21 protein-coding genes and 1 tRNA gene are annotated in these 23,172 nt (G+C 63.6%); 4 read left to right on the top strand and 18 right to left on the bottom strand.

Features of this window, described 5'->3' with window-relative positions; translation table 11 throughout:
* Positions 1 to 34: 34 nt before the first annotated feature.
* A complete protein-coding gene (locus OU02_RS03975) occupies positions 35 to 1,162 on the bottom strand; it encodes a branched-chain amino acid aminotransferase (protein ID WP_033488836.1) in 1,128 nt (375 codons plus the stop codon).
* Between the two features lie 268 nt (positions 1,163 to 1,430).
* Positions 1,431 to 2,057 (bottom strand): 50S ribosomal protein L25/general stress protein Ctc, encoded by a 627-nt coding sequence (locus tag OU02_RS03970; RefSeq protein ID WP_033488835.1) that lies wholly within the window; start codon positions 2,055 to 2,057, stop codon positions 1,431 to 1,433.
* A 254-nt stretch (positions 2,058 to 2,311) separates the two neighbouring features.
* On the opposite strand from OU02_RS03970, the gene OU02_RS03965 reads away from it, so the two are divergent.
* A complete protein-coding gene (locus tag OU02_RS03965; RefSeq protein WP_051918219.1) occupies positions 2,312 to 3,325 on the top strand; it encodes an alpha/beta hydrolase in 1,014 nt (337 codons plus the stop codon).
* Between the two features lie 88 nt (positions 3,326 to 3,413).
* Here the strand turns inward: OU02_RS03965 and OU02_RS03960 are convergent, their stop codons facing one another.
* The 3 genes from OU02_RS03960 to OU02_RS03950 are packed head-to-tail and all read right to left on the bottom strand — an operon-like array spanning position 3,414 to position 6,273.
* Complete coding sequence (locus OU02_RS03960) at positions 3,414 to 4,829, bottom strand: NAD(P)(+) transhydrogenase (Re/Si-specific) subunit beta (RefSeq protein WP_033488834.1); 1,416 nt, start codon at positions 4,827 to 4,829, stop codon at positions 3,414 to 3,416.
* Entirely contained in the window at positions 4,829 to 5,131 is a 303-nt protein-coding gene (locus OU02_RS03955; RefSeq protein WP_022857588.1) for an NAD(P) transhydrogenase subunit alpha part 2, read from the bottom strand. Before OU02_RS03955 ends, OU02_RS03960 begins: the two co-directional genes overlap by 1 nt.
* A 2-nt stretch (positions 5,132 to 5,133) precedes the next feature.
* Entirely contained in the window at positions 5,134 to 6,273 is a 1,140-nt protein-coding gene (locus OU02_RS03950) for an NAD(P) transhydrogenase subunit alpha (RefSeq protein ID WP_033488833.1), read from the bottom strand.
* Positions 6,274 to 6,536: 263 nt separating this feature from the next.
* On the opposite strand from OU02_RS03950, the gene OU02_RS03945 reads away from it, so the two are divergent.
* Positions 6,537 to 8,591 (top strand): AMP-dependent synthetase/ligase, encoded by a 2,055-nt coding sequence (locus OU02_RS03945; RefSeq protein ID WP_033488832.1) that lies wholly within the window; start codon positions 6,537 to 6,539, stop codon positions 8,589 to 8,591.
* A gap of 105 nt (positions 8,592 to 8,696) precedes the next feature.
* On the opposite strand, the gene era is transcribed toward OU02_RS03945, so the two are convergent.
* The 6 genes from era to OU02_RS03915 form a co-directional block, all read right to left on the bottom strand.
* Positions 8,697 to 9,674 carry a GTPase Era gene (gene era / locus OU02_RS03940; RefSeq protein ID WP_033488831.1) on the bottom strand — a complete coding sequence of 326 codons (978 nt, stop codon included), beginning with the start codon at positions 9,672 to 9,674 and terminating at the stop codon, positions 8,697 to 8,699.
* Positions 9,661 to 11,082 carry a hemolysin family protein gene (locus OU02_RS03935; protein ID WP_033488830.1) on the bottom strand — a complete coding sequence of 474 codons (1,422 nt, stop codon included), beginning with the start codon at positions 11,080 to 11,082 and terminating at the stop codon, positions 9,661 to 9,663. The genes era and OU02_RS03935 overlap by 14 nt, the downstream gene beginning before the upstream one ends.
* A 12-nt stretch (positions 11,083 to 11,094) precedes the next feature.
* Positions 11,095 to 11,640, bottom strand: coding sequence for an rRNA maturation RNase YbeY (gene ybeY / locus OU02_RS03930; protein ID WP_022857593.1), 546 nt, complete (start codon positions 11,638 to 11,640; stop codon positions 11,095 to 11,097).
* Positions 11,637 to 12,764: a PhoH family protein gene (locus OU02_RS03925; protein ID WP_026643132.1), complete on the bottom strand. Its 1,128-nt coding sequence runs from the start codon at positions 12,762 to 12,764 to the stop codon at positions 11,637 to 11,639. The genes ybeY and OU02_RS03925 overlap by 4 nt, the downstream gene beginning before the upstream one ends.
* 77 nt (positions 12,765 to 12,841) lie before the next feature.
* Positions 12,842 to 13,177, bottom strand: a complete 336-nt coding sequence (locus OU02_RS03920) for a histidine triad nucleotide-binding protein (RefSeq protein ID WP_033488829.1) — start codon at positions 13,175 to 13,177, stop codon at positions 12,842 to 12,844.
* Positions 13,178 to 13,389: 212 nt separating this feature from the next.
* Positions 13,390 to 13,477: transfer RNA gene (locus OU02_RS03915), tRNA-Leu, on the bottom strand.
* Positions 13,478 to 13,572: 95 nt separating this feature from the next.
* On the opposite strand from OU02_RS03915, the gene OU02_RS03910 reads away from it, so the two are divergent.
* Both OU02_RS03910 and OU02_RS03905 read left to right on the top strand, forming a co-directional pair.
* A complete protein-coding gene (locus OU02_RS03910; protein ID WP_033488828.1) occupies positions 13,573 to 14,370 on the top strand; it encodes a 16S rRNA (uracil(1498)-N(3))-methyltransferase in 798 nt (265 codons plus the stop codon).
* A 54-nt stretch (positions 14,371 to 14,424) separates the two neighbouring features.
* Entirely contained in the window at positions 14,425 to 15,297 is an 873-nt protein-coding gene (locus OU02_RS03905) for a TrmH family RNA methyltransferase (protein ID WP_033488827.1), read from the top strand.
* Here OU02_RS03905 and OU02_RS03900 read toward each other — a convergent pair whose 3' ends face one another.
* From OU02_RS03900 to OU02_RS03870, 7 genes are all read right to left on the bottom strand, one after another.
* Positions 15,298 to 15,855 (bottom strand): metal-sulfur cluster assembly factor, encoded by a 558-nt coding sequence (locus OU02_RS03900; RefSeq protein WP_033488826.1) that lies wholly within the window; start codon positions 15,853 to 15,855, stop codon positions 15,298 to 15,300.
* 82 nt (positions 15,856 to 15,937) lie between these two features.
* On the bottom strand, positions 15,938 to 16,471 hold the full coding sequence (gene sufU, locus OU02_RS03895; protein ID WP_051918267.1) for a Fe-S cluster assembly sulfur transfer protein SufU: 534 nt from the start codon (positions 16,469 to 16,471) through the stop codon (positions 15,938 to 15,940).
* A gap of 66 nt (positions 16,472 to 16,537) precedes the next feature.
* On the bottom strand, positions 16,538 to 17,827 hold the full coding sequence (locus OU02_RS03890; RefSeq protein WP_033488824.1) for a SufS family cysteine desulfurase: 1,290 nt from the start codon (positions 17,825 to 17,827) through the stop codon (positions 16,538 to 16,540).
* A 14-nt stretch (positions 17,828 to 17,841) separates the two neighbouring features.
* On the bottom strand, positions 17,842 to 18,621 hold the full coding sequence (sufC, locus tag OU02_RS03885; protein ID WP_033488823.1) for a Fe-S cluster assembly ATPase SufC: 780 nt from the start codon (positions 18,619 to 18,621) through the stop codon (positions 17,842 to 17,844).
* Positions 18,622 to 18,624: 3 nt separating this feature from the next.
* Positions 18,625 to 19,851, bottom strand: coding sequence for a Fe-S cluster assembly protein SufD (sufD, locus tag OU02_RS03880; RefSeq protein ID WP_033488822.1), 1,227 nt, complete (start codon positions 19,849 to 19,851; stop codon positions 18,625 to 18,627).
* Between the two features lie 3 nt (positions 19,852 to 19,854).
* Positions 19,855 to 21,309 carry a Fe-S cluster assembly protein SufB gene (gene sufB, locus OU02_RS03875; protein WP_051918268.1) on the bottom strand — a complete coding sequence of 485 codons (1,455 nt, stop codon included), beginning with the start codon at positions 21,307 to 21,309 and terminating at the stop codon, positions 19,855 to 19,857.
* 149 nt (positions 21,310 to 21,458) lie between these two features.
* Entirely contained in the window at positions 21,459 to 23,102 is a 1,644-nt protein-coding gene (locus OU02_RS03870; protein WP_033488820.1) for a L,D-transpeptidase family protein, read from the bottom strand.
* Positions 23,103 to 23,172 lie beyond the last annotated feature (70 nt).

Raw genomic sequence — 23,172 nt, 5'->3', positions numbered from 1 at the left:
CGTTCGACACCGGTTGTCTGCGGATGGATGCGGGTCAGCAGACCTTCCACATCCAGTTGTGCGGATCGTCGATCTCACCGAGCTGGATGCCGAGCAGCTGGTTGCGGATCACCATCGTGAGCTCACCCGGTTCGCCGTCGCCCACGGTGACGTCGAAAGTCTCGGACTTGAAACGCCCGATCGGCGTCACGATCGCGGCGGTACCGCATGCGAACACCTCGGTGACTTCGCCGGACCTGATGTCGTCGAGCAGCTTGGCGAGTTCGATCATTGTCTCCACCACGTCATGGCCACCGTCCTCGAGCAGTTGGATGATCGAGCGGCGTGTGACGCCCGGCAGGATGTTGCCGGTCAGGCTCGGGGTCTCCACGTGGCCGTCCTTGTACACGGCCATCATGTTCATGCCGCCAAGCTCCTCGAGATACGTCTTGGTGGCGGCGTCCACGAAGCACACCTGCTCGCAGCCCTCGGCGATGCCACGGTATTCACCGAGCAGCGAGGCGGCGTAGTTGCCGCCGCACTTGGCGAAGCCGGTGCCGCCGGGCCCGGTGCGGAACCACTTGTCTTCGACCCAGATGCTCACCGGCTTCACGCCGCCCGGGAAGTACGGACCGGACGGCGAGGCGATGACGCAGTAGTCGACCTCTTCCGGCGCGCGCACACCCAGGAACGGTTCGGAAGCGAACAGGAACGGACGCAGGTACAGCGTGTATTCACGGCGGGACGGCACCCACTTGACATCGCGTTCGACGAGCGCGGCGCACGAACCGAGGAAGTCCTCGATCGGCACTTCCGGCAGATACAGGCGCTTGGCCGAGTTCTGCATGCGTTCGGCGTTCGCGTCCGGGCGGAAGAGCCACGTCGAACCGTCGGCATGGCGGTAGGCTTTGAGACCTTCGAAGCATTCCTGCGCATAGTGCAGCACCGAAGCGCCCGGGTCGAGCTTGAGCGGCGCATACGGTTCGATGCGGCGGTCGGACCAGCCTTCGCCCTTCGTCCAGGTCATGTGCGCCATACTGTCGGAGAAGATCTGTCCGAACGCGGGCTTGTCGATCAGTTCCTCGCGCTTGGCGTCCGATGCTGGGTTCTCGTTGGGCAGCACGGTGAAGCGTTCCGCGAGTGAATCGAGATACGCCGGGTCATGATGGGATTCATTGGTCATAATGCATACTTCTTTGCAATGGATTGCGAAATAGTAATGATTCTGGGGTACGTGCAGCGCTTGTGGCGCCGTCTTGGTCAATACTGTTGCACAACCCCTTTACCAATACGCCGGTAGCGTTCACATACTGACACCATTCGTGGGATTCCGCCAGCGCGCCGCCAAGGATCACGAAAGGGGCGCAGTCCATACCGGGTGGACTGCGCCCCTTTCTCCCATACATGCCTCTCGTCCCGTCATCGTCCGCGGTACGGGGCGGTCAGGGCAATCAGGCTTCCGCGTCGTCCTTCTCGGCGGTGGCCGGAACGTCGGCGGGGTTGGTATCGGTGGCGGTTTCGGCGGCCGGAGCCTCTTCAGGCACCTCAACGGTCACGACGGATTCCTCGAGGTCGTCCATGGCCAGCTCCACACCTTCCGGCAGCGCCAGATCCTTGAGGAAGACCTTGTCTCCTTCGGTCAGGCCGTTGACGTCCACGACAATGCGCTCGGGCAGGTTGGCCACATCGGCGCGCACCTTGAGCTCCTGAATATCGACGAACGCGATGGCCGCGCCCTTCGGCGTGCCGTCGACGAACACCGGCACCTCGACCTCGATCTTCTCGCCAGCCTTGACCTCGTAGAAGTCCACGTGCTCGACGATGCGCCTGACGGGGTTGCGCTGCACATCCTTGACGACGGCCATGCGGCTTTCGTCGCCGAACTTGAGGGTGATGAGCGCGTTCGTGTGGCGCAGGGCCAGCGTGGTGTCCTTCATCGGCAGCTTCAGGTAGACCGGCTGCTCGCCACCCGCGTACACGGTGGCCGGGATTTCCTTGGCGACGCGCATACGGCGGGCCGGACCCTTGCCGAATTCGGTGCGCAGTTCGCCTTCAAGCACGATGGTGTTGTTTGCCATGATCGGTTCTCCTTAACGGTTCGTGTCCAGCTCCGGCGTTCCCCCACGCCAAAGCTCCCCCACACGCATTCGGGAAGGACCTTCACGCCGAGTCGATAACGGAAACGGCTCACCGCCGCTTCCCTCGCCAGAGCAACGTGTTCACCCTAGCCCTCCCCGCCGACAAGCACCGCACCGTACGCCCCGCGTCAAACCCCCCACTTCCGGCGCCATTGCGTGGCGCAACCGCTACAATGACTGCTTGGAGGCATTCCATGACACAACAAGACCTGACCCACCGTTCGCGCGCGCCCCACATCGCCGCCATCGCGGCGGGTGTGGCCGCCGCAGCCGCCGCGGGGATCATCGCCGGCACCGGCGCCGCACTGTGCTCGATCGTGTTTGACACCGAGTATCCCAATTCCACGTTTGCGCATAAGCGTAATGACCGGTTCACACACCATGGCCCCCTGGCGCAATACCACGACAAGGCGGCGAGCACGTGGTTCGAGGAATCAGGCCAGCCCGTGTCGCTGCGCACCCATGACGGACTGATGCTGCATGGCTGGAGGTTCGACCCGGACACCACCCGACCCGCCGCGCATTGCTATGCCATATGCATGCACGGATATACGGGCGAACCGGTGGAGATGGCACCGTGGGCATACCATTATGCGCGCCGCGGCTTCACGGTGATCGTGCCGGCCCAACGTGGGCATGGCGACAGCGAAGGCCGGTTCGTGACGATGGGATACATGGAACACCGTGACCTGATGCAGTGGGTGAACGCCATCGTGGCACATGATCCGCAGGCGCGCATCCTCTTGGACGGCAATTCCATGGGCGCGGCCACGGTGTTGCTGGCATGCGCCGACCCGCGGTTGGCGCCCAATGTGGTGGCGGCGGTCGAGGACAGCGCCTATGCGGGCCTGTCCAGCCAACTCGAGATGACCGTGGCCTCGCTGCTGAACGCCCCTGCGTGGACGTCCAAGCCCGTGGTCGCCTGCGCGAGCCTGTGGAACAAGCTGCGGCTTGGGTTCAGCTTCGCAGACGTTTCCCCGCTCAATGCCGTGCGGCATATGCGCATCCCCGTGCTGTTCATCCATGGGATGGACGACACCATCGTCTCCCCCGCATGCGCCCGCACGCTGTATGAAGCGTGCGCCAGCAACGACGCGACGCTGCTCGAGGTGCCCGGCGCCATACACACCGCGGAGTTCGCGGCGGCGCCGGGCCTGTATTGGAACGCCATCGACTCGTTCATCGACCGCCTGTTCCCGTTGCGTTGATCCCGGCCGGGTAGGGGAAGGCCCCATCCGAATCATTCGGATGGGGCCTTCCCCTACCCGCCATGCAGACGGGGCCGCACGGCATTCGTCAGTCAAGCAGTTCCTTGACCGCGGCGATGACGGCCTGCAGGCCGGCCTTCGCGTCGCCGAAGAGCATCTGCGTGTTGTCTTCGAAGTACAGCTCGTTCTCGATGCCCGCGTAGCCGCGTCCGCGGCCGCGCTTCATCACGACGACGTTCTGCGACTTGTCGACGTCGAGGATCGGCATGCCCGAAACCGGGGTGCCGGGCTTGCGCGCCGCCGGGTTCGTCACGTCGTTCGCACCGACGACGAGCGAGACGTTCGCGCTCGGGAACTGCGGGTTGACGTCGTCGAGGTCCACGAGCTCGTCGTACGGCACGTTCGCCTCGGCGAGCAGCACGTTCATGTGGCCGGGCATACGGCCGGCCACCGGGTGGATCGCGTACTCGACCTCGACACCGTGCTCCTTGAGCAGCTCACCGAGGTCGGCGAGCTCGCGCTGGGCCTGCGCCTGGGCGAGACCGAAGCCGGGCACGAAGATGACCTTGTCGGCGTACACGAGCTGGACGGCCACGTCGTCCGCCGTGGTCTCCTTCATCGTGCCTTCAGGGCCGTCCGCGGCGCCCGTGGACGCATCCGAACCGCCGAAACCGCCGGCGAGCACCGACATGAGCGGACGGTTCATGGCCTGGCTCATCAGCACCGAAAGCGTCACACCAGCGGCGCCCACGAGCGCGCCGGCCACGATGAGCGCGACGTTGTCGATTGCCAGGCCGCTCATCGCCACGGCGGTGCCGGTGCACGCGTTGAGCACGGAGATGACGACCGGCATGTCGGCGCCGCCGATCGGGATGACGAACACCAGACCGTAGCACAGGGCGAACACCGTGGTCAGGATTGACCACAGCAGACGCTGTTCGGGGAAGACGCACAGCAGCACGAACGAGGCGAGCATGAGCACGATGAAGAGCACGTTCCACACGCTCTTGCCGGGCAGGCGCATCTTCTTGACGAAGCCGATGCCCTGCAGTTTGCCGGCCGCGATGAGCGAGCCGGTGAAGGTGACCGAACCGATCATGACGCCGAGGCCGGCGGTGATGAGCACCACGAGGTTCGGCGTATGGTCGGAGGCCAGAATGTCGTTGAGCGCGACGAGGGCCGCCGCGCCACCGCCCACCGTGTTGAACACGGAGACGAGCTGCGGCATGTCGGTCATCTTGACCTTCTTCGCGGAGACGACGCCGGCGATGGCGCCGACCGCGATGCCGGCGATGAGCAGGCCGACGGCGATCCAGTTATAGCCGCCTGTGACGAACAGCTTGACGAACGCCATGGCCACGGCGAGGACCATGCCCGCCGCGGAGATGAAGTTGCCCTTGCGCGCGGTCTTCGGGGAGTTCATGTAATGGAGGCCCATGACGAACATGACCGAGGCCAGCACATAGACGAACCACGCGACGATATCGATGGGTGTTGCGGTCATTACTTATTGCCTCCCTTGTCTTTCTTGTCGCTCTTGAACATCTCGAGCATGCGGTCGGTGACCACGTAGCCGCCCACGACGTTCATCGTGCCCAGCACGGCGGCCAGGAAGATGAACACGTATGACAGCGGCGAATTCGCTTCGGCGGCCACAATGACCACACCGACGATCACGATGCCGTGGATGGAGTTGGCGCCCGACATGAGCGGCGTATGCAGCGTGGCCGGGACCTTGCCGATGACCTCGATGCCGATGAGCAGCGCAAGGATGAACAGGGTGATGGAAACTACGAGCTCAGGCATGGTTACTCTCCCTTCGATGCCGTGGCGGCGCCCGCGACGACCATGGCGGCGTCGATCTCGTCAGCCGGATCGACGACGAGCGCGCCGTCCTTGATGAAATGCACGAGGATGTCGGCCACGTTGCGGCTGAGCAGGTTCGAAGCGGTCGTACTGACCTCGCTCGCCAGATACGGCGCGCCAATGATGGTCACGCCACCGTCGGTGACATGCGTGCCGACCTTGGATCCCTCGACGTTGCCGCCGAGGTCGCTCGCCGCGCAATCGACGATCACGGCGCCGCGGTGCAGCCCGTCGACGCCGCGTGCGGTGAGCAGCATCGGCGGCTTGCGGCCAGGCACCTTGGCGGTAGTGATGATGATGTCGAAGCCGGCGGCCTTCTCATCGACGGCGGCTTGCTGCTGCGCCTGCTCCTCGGCGGTCAACGCGCGCGCATAGCCGCCTTCGCCCTGGCCTTTCGAGAAGTCGAGGCCCAGATCGAGGAACTTGGCGCCGAGAGACTCGACCTCGTCCTTGGAGGCCGGCCGCACGTCGTATGCGGTCACGACCGCGCCGAGGCGCTTGGCGGTGCCGATGGCCTGCAGGCCGGCGATGCCGGCGCCGAGCACGAGCACCTTGGCCGGGCGGATCGTGCCGGCGGCGGTCGTCATCATCGGCAGGAACGAGCCGTAGGCGTTGGCGGCCACCAATGCCGCCTTGTAGCCCATCACCGAATTCTGCGAGGTCATCTCATCCATCGACTGCGCCGCGCTCAGCTGGCGGGGCAGGCGTTCGATCGCGACGGCGGTGAGGCCGGCCTTGGCGAGACGTTCGATGTAGTCGGCGTCGGTGAACGACCCGAGCATGCCAATGACCCATGTGCCCGGCTTCATGCGGGCGATCAGGTCGTCGGACGGACGGTCGACGAAACCGAGCGCGTCCGCTTGCCCGAGGATCGTGGCGGCGTCGGTGACCTGTGCGCCCGCCGCCTCATAATCCGCATCCGTGTAATCGGAAGCCGCGCCTGCACCGTGTTCGATGAGTGCGGTCACTCCTGACTTGCGCAACCGTGCCACGATGTCAGGCGTCAACGCGACGCGCGACTCGTGTTCCGACGTCTCGTTGAAGACGCCGAAGACCACAGTGCCTTCTGGTAGTTCGGCCATGTGAACCCTTTCTATGCATCCCGCCCTGCGCGGGATGGTGAACATACAGCGTCCCAGTGTAATGAAACACCTCCTCAGCGGCACCGGGCGTCCATCTTTCGAATACACGACGGCCCCTTGGGGCCATAGCATGCGCACGCCGTGGCACTCGACGCTGTATGTGAATATGCCCCGTTCCTACGTAAGCGTAAGGTGACGCGCCCTGCGAAAACGGCTACACTTCAGGTAGAAAACGCTTTTATCGGTGGGTGTAAGGAGTTCATATGTCCGTTTTCTCGTCAGTCAAGGAACACGCTTCCGACGTCACGCAACGCGTGTTGCAGTTGGGAAGCGACTTCCGCCACCCCATCAGCAGCAAAGACGACGAACCCGACTACGTCGACCCCGAGGAGCAAGTGCAGCACCACAATTACGAGGACCTGCCGCACGTCGATTTCTGGGGTCCGGACCGTCCGACGACAACGTTCATCGACGCCGACTCCACATTCATCACCGCGAGCACGCAGGGCAATGACCCGCTACCCGACGATTTCAATGTGTACCGCATCTACGAGGACCGCGCCGCGCGCATGGGCGACGAACCGCTGTACACCTACAAGGAGAACGGCGAATGGGTCTCGAAGACCGCCTCGGAGACGCTGGAGGACATCCGCGCCGTGGCCAAGGGCCTGATCCACATGGGGCTCAAGAAGGGCGACGGTGTGGCGTTCATGTGCCACACCTCATACGCGTGGGACGTGTTTGACGCCGCGGTGCTCGCCGTCGGAGGGGTCCTCGCCACGGTGTACGACACCGATTCCACCGAGCAGATCCGCAACATCGTCAACAACTCCGACGCCAAGCTGCTCATGGTGGAAACGCGCGACATGCTCGTCAAGGCGGCGCTCGCCAAGGACGAATGCCCCACGCTCAAGCACATCATGTGTTTGGAGAACGGCGCCCTTGACGAGCTGGTGACCTATGGCAAGCAGGTCAAGGACGCCGATTTGGACAAGCGCATCAATTCGGTCAACAAGACCGACCTGTGCTCGATTGTCTACACGTCCGGTTCCACGTCGGCTCCCAAGGGCGTGGAGATGACGCACGCGCATTACTGCTCGACCGCCACCAACCTGCCCGAGTACATGCCTGAACTGCTGCATGACAAGAAGAACCGTGTGCTGCTGTTCCTGCCGCAGGCGCATTCGTTCGCGCGCGCGATCAACTACATCTGCGTGGCGAGCGAGATCCACATCTACATCGCCAACGGCATCAAGACGCTCACCTCCGACATGAAGGTGGCACGCCCCCACATCATGATCGTGGTGCCGCGTGTGTTGGAGAAGGTGTACAACGCCGCTTCGCAGAAGGCCGGCAATGGCCCCAAGGGCCGTGTGTTCGCCGCTTCCGTGGTGGCCGCGCAGAAGTACATGGAGGAACTCGGCACGCGCGGCAAGGCGAGCCGGTTCGCCACGATGCGCCGCAACGCGTTCGACCCGCTCGTCTACGCGCAGATCCGCGATGTGCTCGGCGGCAACGCCAAGTGGATCGTGACCGGCGGCGCACCGCTCGACCCGAACCTCATGGCGTTCTTCCGCGGTGCCGGCGTACCGGTCTATGAGGGTTACGGCCTGACCGAGACCACGGCGCCGTGCGCGTTCAATCCGTTGGGCGTGCCCTACCATCAAGGTTCCGTGGGCATCCCCTTCCCCGGGTTCGAGGTGCGCATCGGCGACGGCAACGAGATCCAGGTCAAGGGCACGGCCGTGTTCCCCCGTTACCACAAGAACGAGGAGGCAACCGAGACCTCGTTCACACCGGACGGCTGGTACGCGACCGGCGATCTGGGGCGTCTCGACGACGACGGGTTCCTCTACATCATCGGCCGCAAGAAGGACCTCATCATCACCGCCGGTGGCAAGAACGTCTCCCCCGGACCGATGGAGGAAGTCATCCAGCGTGCGCCGTTCGTCTCGCAGGCGCTCGTGCTCGGAGACAAGCGCCCGTTCATCTCGGCCCTCATCACCCTCGACGAGGAATCACTGCGCCCATGGCTCACCAAGAAGGGCCTCGACGCCGACATGACGATGGAGGAGGCCGCCACAAACCCTGTGGTGCGTGCCGAAGTCCAGAAGTGGGTCGACAAGGCCAATGAGGGCGTCTCCCGTGCGGAATCCGTGCGCAAGTTCATCATCCTGCCTGAGGAGTTCACCCAGGCGAACGGTCTGATGACCGCGTCGATGAAGGTCATCCGCCCGAAAGTCATCAAGCGGTACGCCGACCTGCTCAACACGCAGATGTACACGTCGCGCAAGGCCGACGGACAGCGGGCCAACTGACCTGAGGCCATTGGCGCACCGTATGCATGCGCGGGGCCCACCGTACATGATCGTACGGTGGGCCCCGCGCATGCATACAGGACCTGACGGCCTCCAGACTCCAGGTCAGAACCCCAGACGGTCGAGTTTCTTCGGGTCGGACTGCCAGTTCTTGGCGACCTTGACGTGCAGGTCGAGCTGCGCCTTGGTGCCGACGATGCGGTTGACCGCCGTGCGCAGCTTCTTCTTGACACGCACGAGATGCTCGGCCTTGTGCCCGATGATGATCGGCTTCTGCGAATCACGTTCCACATAGATCGAGACAAGCACGCGCGCCTTGCCGTCATACACCCGCCCGCTCTCGTTGTCGCGCGGGTATTCGATGCCGTCGACGACGACGGCGAGTGAATGCGGCAGTTCGTCGTGCAGTTCCTCGAGGAACGCGCCGCGGATGAGTTCGGCGATCGTCTCTTCGGGGCGCTCTTCGCTGATCTGCTCCGCCGGGTACATCTGCGGGCCTTCGGGCAAGTGCTCGACGAGCACGTTGCTCACTTCGCGCAGATTGTCGTCCTTGAGCGCGCTCACCGGCACGATGTCGGAGAACTGCGCGAACTCGTTGACTTCGATGAGCTTGTCGATGAGTTCGGTGCGGTTGAGTTCGTCGATCTTCGTGACGATTGCGATGAGCGGCACCTTCCACGTGAACCCACCGTCGGCGTTCTTCGTGGCGAACTGGGAGCGCAGACGGCTCAGGATGCGCTTGTCGCCCGGGCCAATCTCCTGATCCGCGGGCAGCAGGAACGCGATTTCGTCGCTGTCGGCGAGCGACTCGTCGACGACGTCGTTGAGGCGCTGGCCGAGCAGTGTGCGCGGACGGTGGATGCCAGGGGTGTCCACGAGCACCATCTGCGCGTTGTCGAGCGTCAGCACACCTCGGATCGCCTTGCGCGTCGTCTCCGGGCGTGACGACGCAATGGCGATCTGTGTGCCGATCAGCGCGTTGATGAGGGTGGATTTGCCCACGTTCGGCCGGCCGACCACGGCCACGAACCCGGAGCGGTATGGCGGTTGCGTGGTGGTGTCCTGCGGATCATTGTTCGTCATGGGAGGTGTCCTTGTCTTCGTCGCCCGTCTCGGGTTCGTCTTCGGTTGCGGTAGTGCCAGTTTCATCAGCGCCCTCGACGCTGATGGGTTCCACGACGATTGTGGAGACCTTTTTGCGCCGGCCGGCGGAATCGACGGCGGTCAGGCGCAGTCCGCGCGTCGTGGCCGTCGAGCCCACGATCGGCACACGGCCGAGCAGTTTGGTGAGCAGACCGTACACGGTGTCCACATCGTCCTCATCCAGATCGATCTCGAAGATCTCCTCGAGCTCGGTGATTGGCGTGCGCGCGGGCATGCTCCATGTGCGCGGACCAATCTGTTCAGGTTCCGCGTGCTGCGCGTGGTCGTGTTCGTCGTCAAGCTCGCCCACGATCTGCTCGATCGCGTCCTCGATCGTGACCATGCCGGCGATGCCGCCGTATTCGTCGCTGACGATGGCCACATGGTTACGCGTCTGCTGCATCTCGTGGAACAGGTCGTCGGCGGGCTTGGATTCCGGCACATACATCGGCTTGCGCATGATCGACTCGATCGCGCGGGTGCGCGCATCCGCGTTGAACGCGGTCGCGCGCACGGCGTCCTTGAGATACGCCACGCCGAGCAGGTCGTCGATGTCGCTGCCGATGACCGGCACACGGGAGAAACCGGAGCGTGAGCACAGCCTGAGGAACGATTCAAGCGTGTCCCCCTGCTCGATGCAGATCATGTCGGTGCGCGGCACCATGATCTCGCGCGTGAGCGTATCGGAGAGCATGAGCACGTTGCGCAGCATCTGCGAGACCTCGGGGTCGAACCGGTTGCTCTCCACGAGCCGGTCGATCGCCGCCTTGCCCTGCTCGAGCTGGATCTTCTCCAGCTCCTCGTCGTCGGACAGTTCGGAGGCGCGGCGGTGGTGCTGCAGATCGTCCGCGTCGCGTTTGCGGATGAACGGCGTCAGATGCGTCGCCACCGAGGCGAGCGTGGCGTGCCTGAGCATGATTTCGAGCGGTTTGCTCGAGCCTGCCGTACGCGGACGCATCAGCACCGAGACGACCGCCATGATGAGCGCCGCGCCCACACCGGACACGAACTGCGCCCAGAACGGGTAATGCAGCAACGACATGATGCACACGACGATCGCGCCGATCAGCACATTGCTCGAGATGCGGAAGAACGCGCATGCGCTCGCCGTGGGGTACCGGTGCACGATGAGCTGCTGCACGGTGTGGATGCGCTTGATCTTCTTGGCGCGCGTGAACGGCGTGAGTTCACCGTCGGTCTGCGTCTCGATCATGAGGTTGTTGAGATTGGCACGGGTGACGCGCGAGACCGCGCTTTCGAGCGCGGCCATCATGAGCGAGAGCCATGCGAACAACACCGCGATGACCGCCATGGCCACGATTGCGATAATGCGCAGTTCCTCTGACATAGTTCCTTCCAATCAGTGGCCCAGTTGACGGTCGGTGCCATACCGTTGCTCGTAGAGGGCCAACGCGTCCGTGGCGTCTTGTGGCACGAGCGCCACCCATGCGTTGCCTTGATGGAGCGCGAAGAACGTGAGCAGCAGCTGGCGCTGGAGCCCGAACATCTGGCGTTCCTGCTCCGGCGTGCGGTGATCGTAGCCCAGCAGGTGCAGGATGCCGTGGATCGTGAGCAGCATCATCTCCTCCATGGTGCTGTGCCCTGCGGCAGCGGCCTGCTGCGCCGCCACCCATGGGCAGATCACGATGTCGCCGAGCACGCCTTCGACGACGGTGCGGCCGTCGCCTGGGCGCAGCTCGTCCATCGGGAAGCTCATCACGTCGGTGGGGCCCTGCAGGTTCATCCAGCGTTCGTGCAGCGTGGCGATCGGCTCTGGATCTACGAACATGATTGCCAGATCTGATTGGGTGCTCACGCGCATCTGGTCGAGCACCCATACCCCTAGGTCGGAAAACACCTTGGGGTCGATGATCCACTCGGTCTCATTGGTCACTTCCACGCTCATTGCGCGCCGTCCTTCCCCTCATGCTGCGCTGTCGCCCCGGCCGCGCGTTGCGCCGCACGGGCCGCACGGGCCGCGTCGTAACGATCGTAGGCGTCGACGATGCGGCCGACGAGGGCATGGCGCACCACGTCCGCGGCGCCCAGATGCACGAACGCGATGTCGTCGATGCCGCGGAGCACGCGTTCGATTGTGGCCAGTCCCGACCGGGGCGCGGCCAAGTCGACCTGGGTGATGTCGCCGGTCACCACCATCTTCGTGTTGAATCCCAATCGCGTCAAGAACATCTTCATCTGCTGCGCGGTCGTGTTCTGCGCTTCGTCGAGGATCACATACGCGTCGTTGAGCGTGCGGCCGCGCATGTAGGCGAGCGGCGCCACTTCGATTGTGCCGTCGTCGAGCAGCGCGCGCATGCGCTCCGGACCGAACATGTCGGACAGGGCGTCGTACAGGGGGCGCAGATACGGGTCCACCTTCTCGTTGAGCGAACCGGGCAGGAATCCGAGGTTCTCTCCCGCTTCCACGGCGGGACGTGTCAGGATGATGCGCCGCACCTGGCCTTCCTGGAACGCGCGCACGGCCTTGGCCACCGCCAAGTAGGTCTTGCCGGTGCCGGCCGGGCCGATGCCGAACGTGATGGTGTGCTCGTCAATCGCCTGCACATAGCCCGCCTGCCCCAAGGTCTTGGGACGCACCGGATACCCGGCGGCATAGGTGATCACGCCGGGCGTATGCGGTTTGCGGTAGGTGCCGCGCGCGTCACGGGCATCGTCGCGGCGCAGGGCGCGCGCCCGGCGCACCTTGTCGGTTGCCGCGCCGTGGCCAGGGGCCTCGTCGCGCACCGTGTTCGATAGCACACGCTGGTCGAGCATGCGGCGCGCCGTCACCGCATCCATCGGCTCACGGTAGGCCGCGTCGATGATTGTGTGCAGCATGTCTTCGGCTTCGCTCGCCTCGCTCTCCCCTGCACGTGACGTGGACCTGATCGTCACATCCAGCCCGCGGATGTGCATCGTGATGTGCGTGAACGCATGTTCGAGCTCGCGGATGACCTCGTCGTTGGGCCCCAGGACCCGCACGGTGTCGAGCTGTTCGGGAATGCGTACCGTTCTGGTTGTAGTTGCCACCACACCTCTTCTGTATTGCGTGTTCGGTTGCTGTTGCTGTTGGCCTCTATGACTGCATGCGGGCCACCGCTGACCCGTCACTCATCGAGCGGCTCACCGGTGAGCACATGCCCATGCACGTGGAAGACGGTCTGGCCGGCTTCCTGGCCTGTGTTGAAGATCAGACGGTAGGCGCCGTCGTATTCGCGGTTGGCGATGAGCTGCGCCACTTCGACCATGTGCGCCAGCAGCGCCGGGTTGTTTTTTGCGAGCTCGCCCACATTGGCGTAATGGTCGCGCGGCACCACCAGCACATGGACCTTCGCCTTGGGGTTGATGTCTTTGAACGCATAGGTGGTCGCGTCCTCATATACCTTTTCGCTGGGGATCTCACAATTGATGATCTTGCAAAACAAGCATTCGGAATCCTGCATTCCCGCTTTCTCCTTGCTTCGGTCTTCTGTTGGAACGCGGTGCGGCGCACCGGCTCCATGCTATTGCGTCGCTAGGATAAACAGCGCGGCGGGGCAACGTATTCCTCGACACATGGCGCGCCCCCGGCGTGCATCATACCGTGCGCGCAGGTGCCGGGCCATGGATAGCAAAAAGGCCGGTTCGCATGTGATGTGCGAACCGGCCTTACCGGTGTCCGGAGCGGGACTTGAACCCGCACGCCTGTATAAAATAGGCACTAGCACCTCAAGCTAGCGCGTCTACCATTCCGCCACCCGGACAGGTGCGTTGCTTGGCAACAGAAAGAAACTATAAGGGCTTTCGCGCCAATACGCAAACCTCGGCGTGTCGCGCCCCGTACGGTAGCCTTGTAGGCATGACACAACCGTTGTTTATCGTGGATTCCAGCACCGATGACTCGCCATTGAACCGTGACGCGCTGCGCTCCGGGTGGACGATGGCGTTGCCCGATGCCGTCAAACGCCACGCGATCCAATCCATGCGCCTGCACGAAGGCGACGCGCTGCAGATATCGGATGGGGCCGGATTGCGCATCGACGCGACAGTGGCCGATGAACGCGCCGGCACGGTCCTCGTCGAGGCATTCACCCAAGAGGATGCTCCAACGGTACGGTTGGCGCTTGTGCAGGCCCTCGCCAAGAACGGCCATGACGAGCAAGCCATCGACATGGCCACGCAGATCGGCGTGGATGATGTGTTCCCCTGGCAGTCCGACCGTGCGATTGCCCGCTACAAGGCGGGGCGCACCGACCGCAAATGGACGCAGACACTGCGCGCCGCCACCGAACAGTCGCGCCGTGCGTTCATGCCGGTATTGCACGATTGCATGACGAGCAAGCAGTTGCTGGCACAATGCCGCCGCGCCGCCGTCAACGGCGATGTGGTCATCGTGCTGCATCAGGACGCCACCGTGGGATGGAGCGACGTGGAACAGCGCGTGGAGGCGCTCATGGAGCGCAGCCTCGCCGACGGCAAAACGCGCACCGTCTATGTCGTCGTCGGGCCGGAAGGCGGCATCAGCGACCAAGAGATCGAGGCGCTCACGTCGGCGGGTGCGGACGCCTGCATCCTCGGCGCCAACATCCTGCGCGCCTCCACAGCAGGCCCAGTGGCATTGAGCCTGCTGTCACGCACGCTCGGGCGCTTTGCGTGATACGGTGAACCGTGGCATTCGAACCACACCCATGGGTCCCGGGAGGCATGCATCATGCAGATCATCGACATCGATTCGATTGACGACGAACGCGTGGCGGCGTACACGAACCTCACCGAACTGCAGCTGCGCAACAGGCTCGAACCACAAAAGGGCATCTTCATCGCCGAATCCCCCAAGGTGATCGACCGGGCGCTCGCCGCAGGCCGCGAACCGCTGTCACTGCTCGTGGAACGCCCTTGGCTTGAAGGCATGGCGGACACGTTCGCGTTCATCGACGCCCATTGGGGGCCCGACGTGCCGGTGTTCGTGGCTTCCCCCGACCAGTTGCGCCAACTCACCGGCTACCGGCTGCACCGTGGCGCGCTCGCCGCGATGCGCCGCTGGCCGTTGCCGTCCGTGGCCGAGGTCACCGCGCACGCAAAGCGCATCGCGGTGTTGGAGAACATCGTGGACCACACCAATGTGGGTGCCATCATGCGTTCCGCTGCGGCCCTTGATGTGGACGCGGTGCTCGTGACGCCGTCCTGCGCTGACCCGCTGTACCGGCGTGCGGTGCGCGTGTCGATGGGCACCGTGTTCCAGGTGCCATGGACGCGCATCGGCGGTGATGACACCCATTACTGGCCATGGCAGGGGCTCAAGGAACTCCATGACCTGGGCTTCACCACGGCGGCAATGGCGCTCGACGACGATTCGATTAGCCTCGACGAACTCGTGCGCCGGCTGCATCTGCCTGCGGGCGCACCGGATGCGGTCGACAGGCTTGCGCTCATCTTCGGCACCGAAGGAGACGGGCTGTCGCACCATACGATCGCCCAGTCCGACCTCACCGTACGCATCCCCATGAGCCATGGGGTCGATTCGCTCAATGTGGCCGCGTCGAGCGCCGTGGCGTTCTACAGCACCCGCGTGCGGCAGGACTGATCAGTACGTGGGCATCGAGTCGAGGTTGAACCCGAGTGCGGCGAGCTGTTCACGGCCCTCGGGCGTGATCTTCTCGACGCTCCAACGCGGCGTCCACGTCCAATCGATGCGGAATTCCTCGACAAGGCCGGCCAGTGTGCTCGCGCATTCGTCCTCGATGAGATCGGTGAGCGGGCATGCCGGTGTCGTCAGCGTCATCGTGATGATCGCGCGTCCCAACTCATCGATCTCGATGCCATAGACCAGGCCCAGATCCACGACGTCGATGCCGAGCTCCGGGTCGATCACCTGATGGAGGGCCTCACGCACATCGGCGGCCGTGGCACGGCCGATCTCATCGACGGCTTTGAGTGGAATCTCGCCATCACCTTGGCAACCACACCCCTGTCCGCCGCAACAGCCGTCGTCTTGGCCGTGGGCGCGCACGCCGTTCGCATCCACATCCTTCGCCAACGACGGGTTGGCCATGATCGCCTGCGCCGTCTGCTCGTCGTTCACCACACTGTTCACCGCATCGAAAATCGTCGCCTGCGGCCCGGGCACCAGATTGTCGCTCATCGCGCACCCCATTTCCTGTAACGTGGACGCACCGGTGCATGGCGTGCCCACATGGTTGAGTTATCGAAGTTCACAGCAGGCGTCACGCCTGCGCCAATGCCTTGGCCATCGAATCCTTGAGGCCTTCCCACCCCAGCAATGCACATTTGATGCGCATCGGGTATTTCGAAACGCCTTGGAACACAATCGCGTCACCAAGCTCATCCGCTTGGGCGTCATCGGCCAGCCCGGCGCCGCGCGACTCCATCAGTGCATGGAACGTGCGGAACAGATCCATCGCCTCGTCCACGGTGCGTCCCTCCACCAGGTCGACCATGATCGACAGGCTCGCCTGCGAGATCGAGCAGCCGTGGCCGTCCCACACCACCCGTTCGATGCGGTGTGGTTCATCGCTGGACACGTCCACATGGATTGTCGCCTCATCGCCGCATGTCGGGTTGAACTGGTGGGATTCGCCGGCCGCGCATGCCTCATGGGCGGCCATGACCGTGCTCTCCCCCGCACTCGCGGACTCATCCGTGAGGTCGGGAGCGAATGCCACACGGCCCGAAGGGTGCTTCGAGGCTTCGAGGATGACCTCCTGGTACATCTGTTCCAACCCGTCGTCCTGTGCCATTGGCATCATGCCCGCCTTTCCTGCATGCAACATTGTTCCATTGTGTCCAACCGGCCCCGCGCCGCACTATTCCGCGCGCGTGCCGTCCACCCCGAAAAACGGGCGCACACCGGCCACGGCGTCGAGCAACGCATGCACGTCGTCCATGGTGTTGTACACACCGAGTGATGCACGATTCGACGCATAGACGCCGAAATGCCGGTGCACGGGCTGCGCGCAATGGTGGCCGACGCGGATCGCGATGCCCTGCGCGTCGATGTACTGCCCCACATCGTGCGGATGCACGCCCTCGACTTCGAACGCCACTGTGCCGATGCGCGCAGTGGCGCTTGTGGGACCAAGGATGCGCACGCCCGGGATCTCCCCGAGCCGCAGCAGTTCGCTTGTCAGGGCGTGCTCGTGTCCGGCGACGGCGTCCATGCCGATGGACTGCAGCCACTGGGCGGCCACACCCGCGGCCACGACCTGCGCCACCGGCTGTGTACCGGCTTCGAACCGGGCCGGCGGATCCATGTATTGCGCTGGTTTGTCCATCCACGCCAGTTCGACCATAGACCCGCCGAACCATGCCGGTGGCAGTGCTTCGAGCAGCTCACGGCGCCCGTACAGGAACCCCGCACCGGTCGGACCATACATCTTGTGGGCGCTGAACGCGGCGAAATCGACGTCAAGCGCGTGGAAATCCACCGGCAGATGCGGCACCGATTGACAGGCGTCGAGCACGAACATGGCACCCACCTCGTGGGCACGGCGCACGACGGGTGCCAGATCGGTGATGGCACCGGTCACATTGCCCACATGGGTCATCGCCACGACCTTCGTGCGGTCGGTGATCACTTCATCGGCGGTGTCGGTGCGGATACGCCCCTCATCGTCGAGCGTGAACCATTTGAGTGTGGCACCAGTGCGCGCGGCAAGCTCTTGGAACGGCAGCAGCACGGAATGATGTTCGGCCTGGGAGACCACGATCTCGTCACCCGGACCGAGCGCGAACCGCTGTGCGGCCGCCGGACCGCGGCCCATCGACGCGTAGCCGAAGGCGGTGGCCAGCAGATTGAGGCCCGCGGTGGCACCGGCGGTCACCATAAGCTCTTCACGCCCCTCTTCGGCCGAAGCGCCAACGAAACGGGCCATGGCGGCCCGGGCATCTTCGAACGCCACCGTGCTGCGTGCGGCGAGCTCATGGGCGCCGCGGTGCACGCCGGCGTTGATCGACTCGTAGAATCCGCTTTCCGCATCGATCACGGCCTGCGGCTTCTGGGCCGTGGCCGCCGAATCCAAATACACCAACGGGCGCCCATGGACCTGCTGGCCCAGAATCGGGAACTGCCGTCGAATCGCCTCGAAATCCGCCATCGTTCGCTCCAAGGTCAGGCCAGGGCCGACTCGGAGTCCGAGCCTTCCGGAAGGTATTCGTCGTACCCGCGCTCCTCAAGCTCATCCGCAAGCTCCGGTCCGCCGGTCTTGACGAAATGGCCGTCGGCGAACACATGCACGATGTCAGGCTTGATGTATTTGAGGATGCGCGTGTAGTGCGTGACCATGAGGATGCCGAAATCGTTCGCTTCCTTGGCGCGGTTGACGCCTTCGGACACGATGCGCAGCGCATCGACGTCCAAGCCGGAATCGGTTTCGTCGAGGATCGCGAATTTCGGCTTGAGCAGTTCGAGCTGCAGCACTTCGGCGCGCTTCTTCTCACCGCCGGAGAAGCCTTCGTTGACCGAACGGGTGGCGAATTTCGGGTCCATCTTGAGGCGTTTCATCGCCTCGGTGAGCTCCTTGGTCCAGGTGCGGATCGCCGGGGCCTTGCCGTCGATTTCGGTCTTCGCCGTGCGCAGGAAGTTCGTCATCGAGACGCCCGGCACCTCGACCGGGTACTGCATAGCGAGGAACAGGCCCGCCTTGGCGCGCTCATCAGGTGTCATGGGCAGGATGTCTTCACCGTCGAGCAGCACTTGGCCGGAATCCACCTCGTACTTGGGGTGGCCGGCGAGCGTGTAGGCGAGCGTCGACTTGCCCGAGCCGTTGGGCCCCATGATTGCGTGTGTCTCACCCGAATTGACGGTCAGGTTCACACCGCGCAGGATCTGCTTGCTCCCTTCCTTGGTTTCTACCGAGACATACAGGTCTTTGATTTCAAGAGTGGACATCGCTTACTTCTCCTCCAATACGGTCTGCATGGCGCTGGATTCGCCGCGCGCCAGACGGCGGTCGATTGCTTGCATGAGATGACCGGCGATCTGCTCGATGCCGATCTCTTCGACGAGTTCGCCAAAGAAGCCACGCACCACGAGTTTGCGCGCCTCCCGTTCGGGAATGCCGCGCGATTGCAGATAGAACAGCTCCTCGTCATCGAATCTGCCGACCGAGCTTGCATGGCCGGCGCCGACGATGTTGCCGTTTTCGATTTCCAGATTCGGCTCGGAATCGGCGACCGCGCCTGGCGTGAGCACGAGGTTGCGGTTGAGCTCATAGGAGTCGGTGCCCGGTGCGGTGGGTTCGATGAGCGCGTTGCCGACCCATGTGGAGTGCGCGCCCTTGCCGCTGAGCGCGCCCTTGTAGACCACGCGCGAACGGCATTCGGGGTGGTTGTGCACGACCATCGTGCGGTGTTCGATGTGCTCGCCCGGATCGACGAAATAGATGCCGAGCATATTGAGGTCGCCATGCTCACCACCGAAATCCTGATCCATGCGAATGCGTACGACCTCGCCGCCGAGGGTGACGACCGAATGGCGCAACGACGATTCGTTGCCCACATGGATGCGGTGTGAGGCCACATGCTTCGAATCCGAGGTCCATTCCTGCACGAACGTCGTGCTGATGTGCGCGTCATCACCTGTCATGATTTCGATGCCTTCAGCCAGACGCGCCTGTCCGTCGTGTTCGACGACGACGTCGCCATGCACACGGTCACGCGCATTGATCACGAGGTGCAGCGCGTCGAGTTCCAGGCCATTGCCGTGCACCTGCACAAGGACCGGCTGCTCGGGTTCGCGCAACAGGTCCACCACCGTGGCAGTGGCCACGCTGTTCCACTCCACCACGGACACGCGGTCGTTGGGTTTGCTCACCGTGCCGCTCAGGCCGTCGCCGATCCGCACGCGGCGCACCTGCACCGTGGCGTCGTCGACCGGCGAGCCGTCGATGTACGTGACGTGCACCTCGGTGGCCCCACTGGGCTCAAAGATATCGAAGAACTCGCTGATGCGTTCGATGGGTGTGAAGCGCCAATCCTCCTGCTTGCGCGTCGGCATGGCGAAATCGGACAAATCGAATGAACGCGGGTTCGTGTCCGCGCTCGACGGCATCGCCGCGGGCACGGCGTACGGATCGTTGGGATCCGCGACGGGGATGTTGATTTCTTTGCGGTCTGCCATCGGTCAGCCCACCGATCCTTCCATCTGCAGTTCGACAAGGCGATTGAGTTCAAGCGCGTACTCCATCGGAAGCTCGCGGCTGATCGGCTCGACGAATCCACGCACGATCATCGCCATCGCCTCTTTTTCTTCGATGCCACGACTCATCAGGTAGAACAACTGGTCTTCGGAGACCTTGGACACGGTCGCTTCGTGGGCCATCGACACATCGTCTTCGCGCACGTCGACATGCGGATAGGTGTCGGAACGTGAGAAATCATCCACGAGCAGTGCGTCGCACACCACGTTCGAGCTGGCGCCTTCCGCACCGTCCACGATTTTGACGAGTCCGCGGTAGGCACTGCGCCCGCCACCGCGCGAGATCGATTTGGCCACGATCGTCGAGCTCGTGTGCGGGGCCAGATGGATCATCTTGGCGCCTGTGTCCTGGTACTGGCCTTGGCCGGCGAAGCCGAGCGACATCGTGGAGGCGTTCGCGTACGGCTCGGCGAGGATGCACGCCGGGTATTTCATCGTCGCCTTCGAACCGATGTTGCCGTCGACCCATTCCATCGTCGCGCCCTCGCGCACATAGGCGCGTTGCGTGACGAGGTTGTACACGTTGTTCGACCAGTTTTGCACGGTCGTGTAGCGCACGCGGGCGTTCTTCTCCACGATGATCTCGACGATCGCCGCATGCAGCGAGTCGGTCGAGTAGATCGGCGCGGTGCAGCCTTCCACATAGTGCACGTACGAGCCTTCGTCGGCGATGATGAGCGTGCGCTCGAACTGTCCCATGTTCGGGGTGTTGATGCGGAAGTAGGCCTGCAGCGGGATGTCCACGTGCACGCCCTTCGGCACGTACACGAACGAACCGCCCGACCAGGCGGCCGTGTTCAGTGCACCGAACTTGTTGTCTTCCGGGGGGACGACAGTGCCGAAGTATTTCTTGACGAGCTCGGGGTATTCGCGCACCGCGGTGTCGGTGTCGACGAAAATCACGCCCTGCTTGGCGAGGTCCTCCTGGATTGAGTTGTAGATGACCTCGGACTCGTATTGCGCGGCCACACCGGACACGAGTCGGCTTTTCTCCGCTTCCGGGATGCCGAGGCGATCGTAGGTCTCACGGATGTCGTCCGGCAGGTCCTCCCATGTGGCGGCCTGCTTGCCGACCGGCTTGACGTAGTATTTGAAGTCCTGCGCATGGAAGCCGGAGAGATCCACACCCCACTTGGGCATGGGCTGCTCTACGAACGCCTTGTAGCCACGCAGACGCATGTCGAGCATCCAAGCGGGTTCGTGCTTGTCCGCCGAGATCTCGCGGACGACCTCTTCGCTGATGCCCTTCTTGGCGGCTTCGCCGGCGGCGTCGGAATCGTGCCAGCCGTACGAGTATTCGCCGAATTGCTCGATGATCTCGTCGTCTTGTCTTATTTTGTCTTCATTGACGCGTCCTCGATCAGCCACATACTGGTTCATCTCCACGTCAGACGCTGCGTTGGGCAAAGGATGTTCCGCCACAGGTCGCCGCCTCCATTCACAAACTACCGGAAAATAACACTTCCTAACCTAACGTAACAGACCAGCGTGCAAACACGCCAGAGTCTGTCCCGCCATCAGGTCAGTGCTCACTGCTGCACATGCACGCTCGTGCCCATGCCAGCAAAGTCATAGAACCACTCCGCCACATCCCAGCCGATGCCAACGCAGCCGTGCGATGTGTTCGCCCCCATCGCGGCGATCTGCGCGTCGGAATATGGCGTGCTCGTGGCGATGCGGTGGATCGCGCAGCCCGACTTTGAGAAATAGTTCACAAAACCCACGCCCTTGACATCCCAAGTCTCCTTCTTGCCATCGGAGAGCGTGAGCGTGCCGGACATGTCCTGCGTGGGGTACTTGAGCCAGACCTCGAAATCGCCGAGCGGCGTGCACATGTCACCCGAGGGGTTGCACGCGCCGGTCGCATAGTCGTTGCCCTGCCCCGCGGACATCGAGAACGACTTGACGAGCTTGTCGTCCTGGTACGCGTAGACCTTGTGGTCCGACAGGTCGACGACCACATGGCGCTTGATCTGCTTGACCTTCATCGGGTCGACTTCGCCGGCCACGTTGACCGTACCCTTGCCTTTGGCGAGCACCGGCAGCGCGTCGGTGCCGATCGAGGTGTCGGCGCCGTCCTTGATCTTGACGCCGTCGTGGCCTTCCTTGATCACTTCCGTCTCGGTGCCGTTGCCGTTCACGATGACCTCGCGGTCCTCTTTGGTGGAAGCGAGCGAATTCTTGATCGTATCATCGTACTGCTGCTGCAGTTTGTCGGCGCTGAACACAAGCACGCCATTGCGTGCCTCGCCCTCTCCGAGGGCCGCCTCGGTGTCGGGTTCGATGCGCGAGGAGGCGATGAGCATCGGCGCGGAGAACTGCGCGATCTCGTGATCACCGACCGCGATGCCCACCTTGTTCGCCACAAGTTCGTCCACCGTCTGCTTGGCCTGTGTGGCCACGGCGTCAGTGACCCGCGGTTCGATGTCCTTGAGCTCGACCGTCACCCTCTGCGGCTTGGTGTCACCGAACGATTCGATGGCCGCGACGGCTGCTTCGGCGGTCTGGGTGGGGTCCGCTCCGCTGCCATTGGACGCGGGGGTCACCTCGACCTCGCCGCTGTCTTCATTGATGGTCAGCTCCGCATTGACGGGCTTGACGCTGTTGGTGCCCAGATGCTCGTCGAGCACGGTCGGGTCGGCCTGCGCCACATCGATGGAAGGCGCCACATCTTTCTTGTTCCAGAACGCATAGCGGTCCCATACAGGGGCGTTGCGCTTGGCATCCACCGCATCATGTGCGATCGCCTGTGCATCGACACTCATCCCGAGGTCTTTCGCGCTCACTTCGGCGGTTTTGTCGCCATAGGCCACCGGCACCTTGGTGGTGTTCACCTGGTCGTCGATCATCGTGGCGATCTGCTGCTGTGTCTTGCCGGACACATCATGCCCCCACAACGTGGTACCCGGCAATGCACGGCTCTGGAAGAACGCGAATGTGCCAAACCCCGCCGCCACAAGCAGCACGACCACGGCGAGCACGATCCACGGCCAGACATGATGCCGTTTGGCAGGCGCCGCGGGGGCCGCCGTCGCGTTGAACCCGTCGATCGGCTCGACGGAAGGCAATGGAGTGAACGCCTGGGTCCGCTCCCCCTCGGTGCGGTGGACAGGTCCATTCGGCGTGGTGCCGCCGTCCTGGGGCAACGGCTGGTTTCCATCGTGCAAAGACATTGGCTTCCTTGTGCTGTTCAGATACTGATAATGCGAGTCTTATTATGCAACATGGCCGTGAACACCACAG

Source organism: Bifidobacterium pseudolongum subsp. pseudolongum DSM 20099, assembly GCF_000771225.1.
Classification (GTDB): domain Bacteria; phylum Actinomycetota; class Actinomycetes; order Actinomycetales; family Bifidobacteriaceae; genus Bifidobacterium; species Bifidobacterium pseudolongum.
This window is presented reverse-complemented; position numbering and strand designations above follow the sequence as displayed.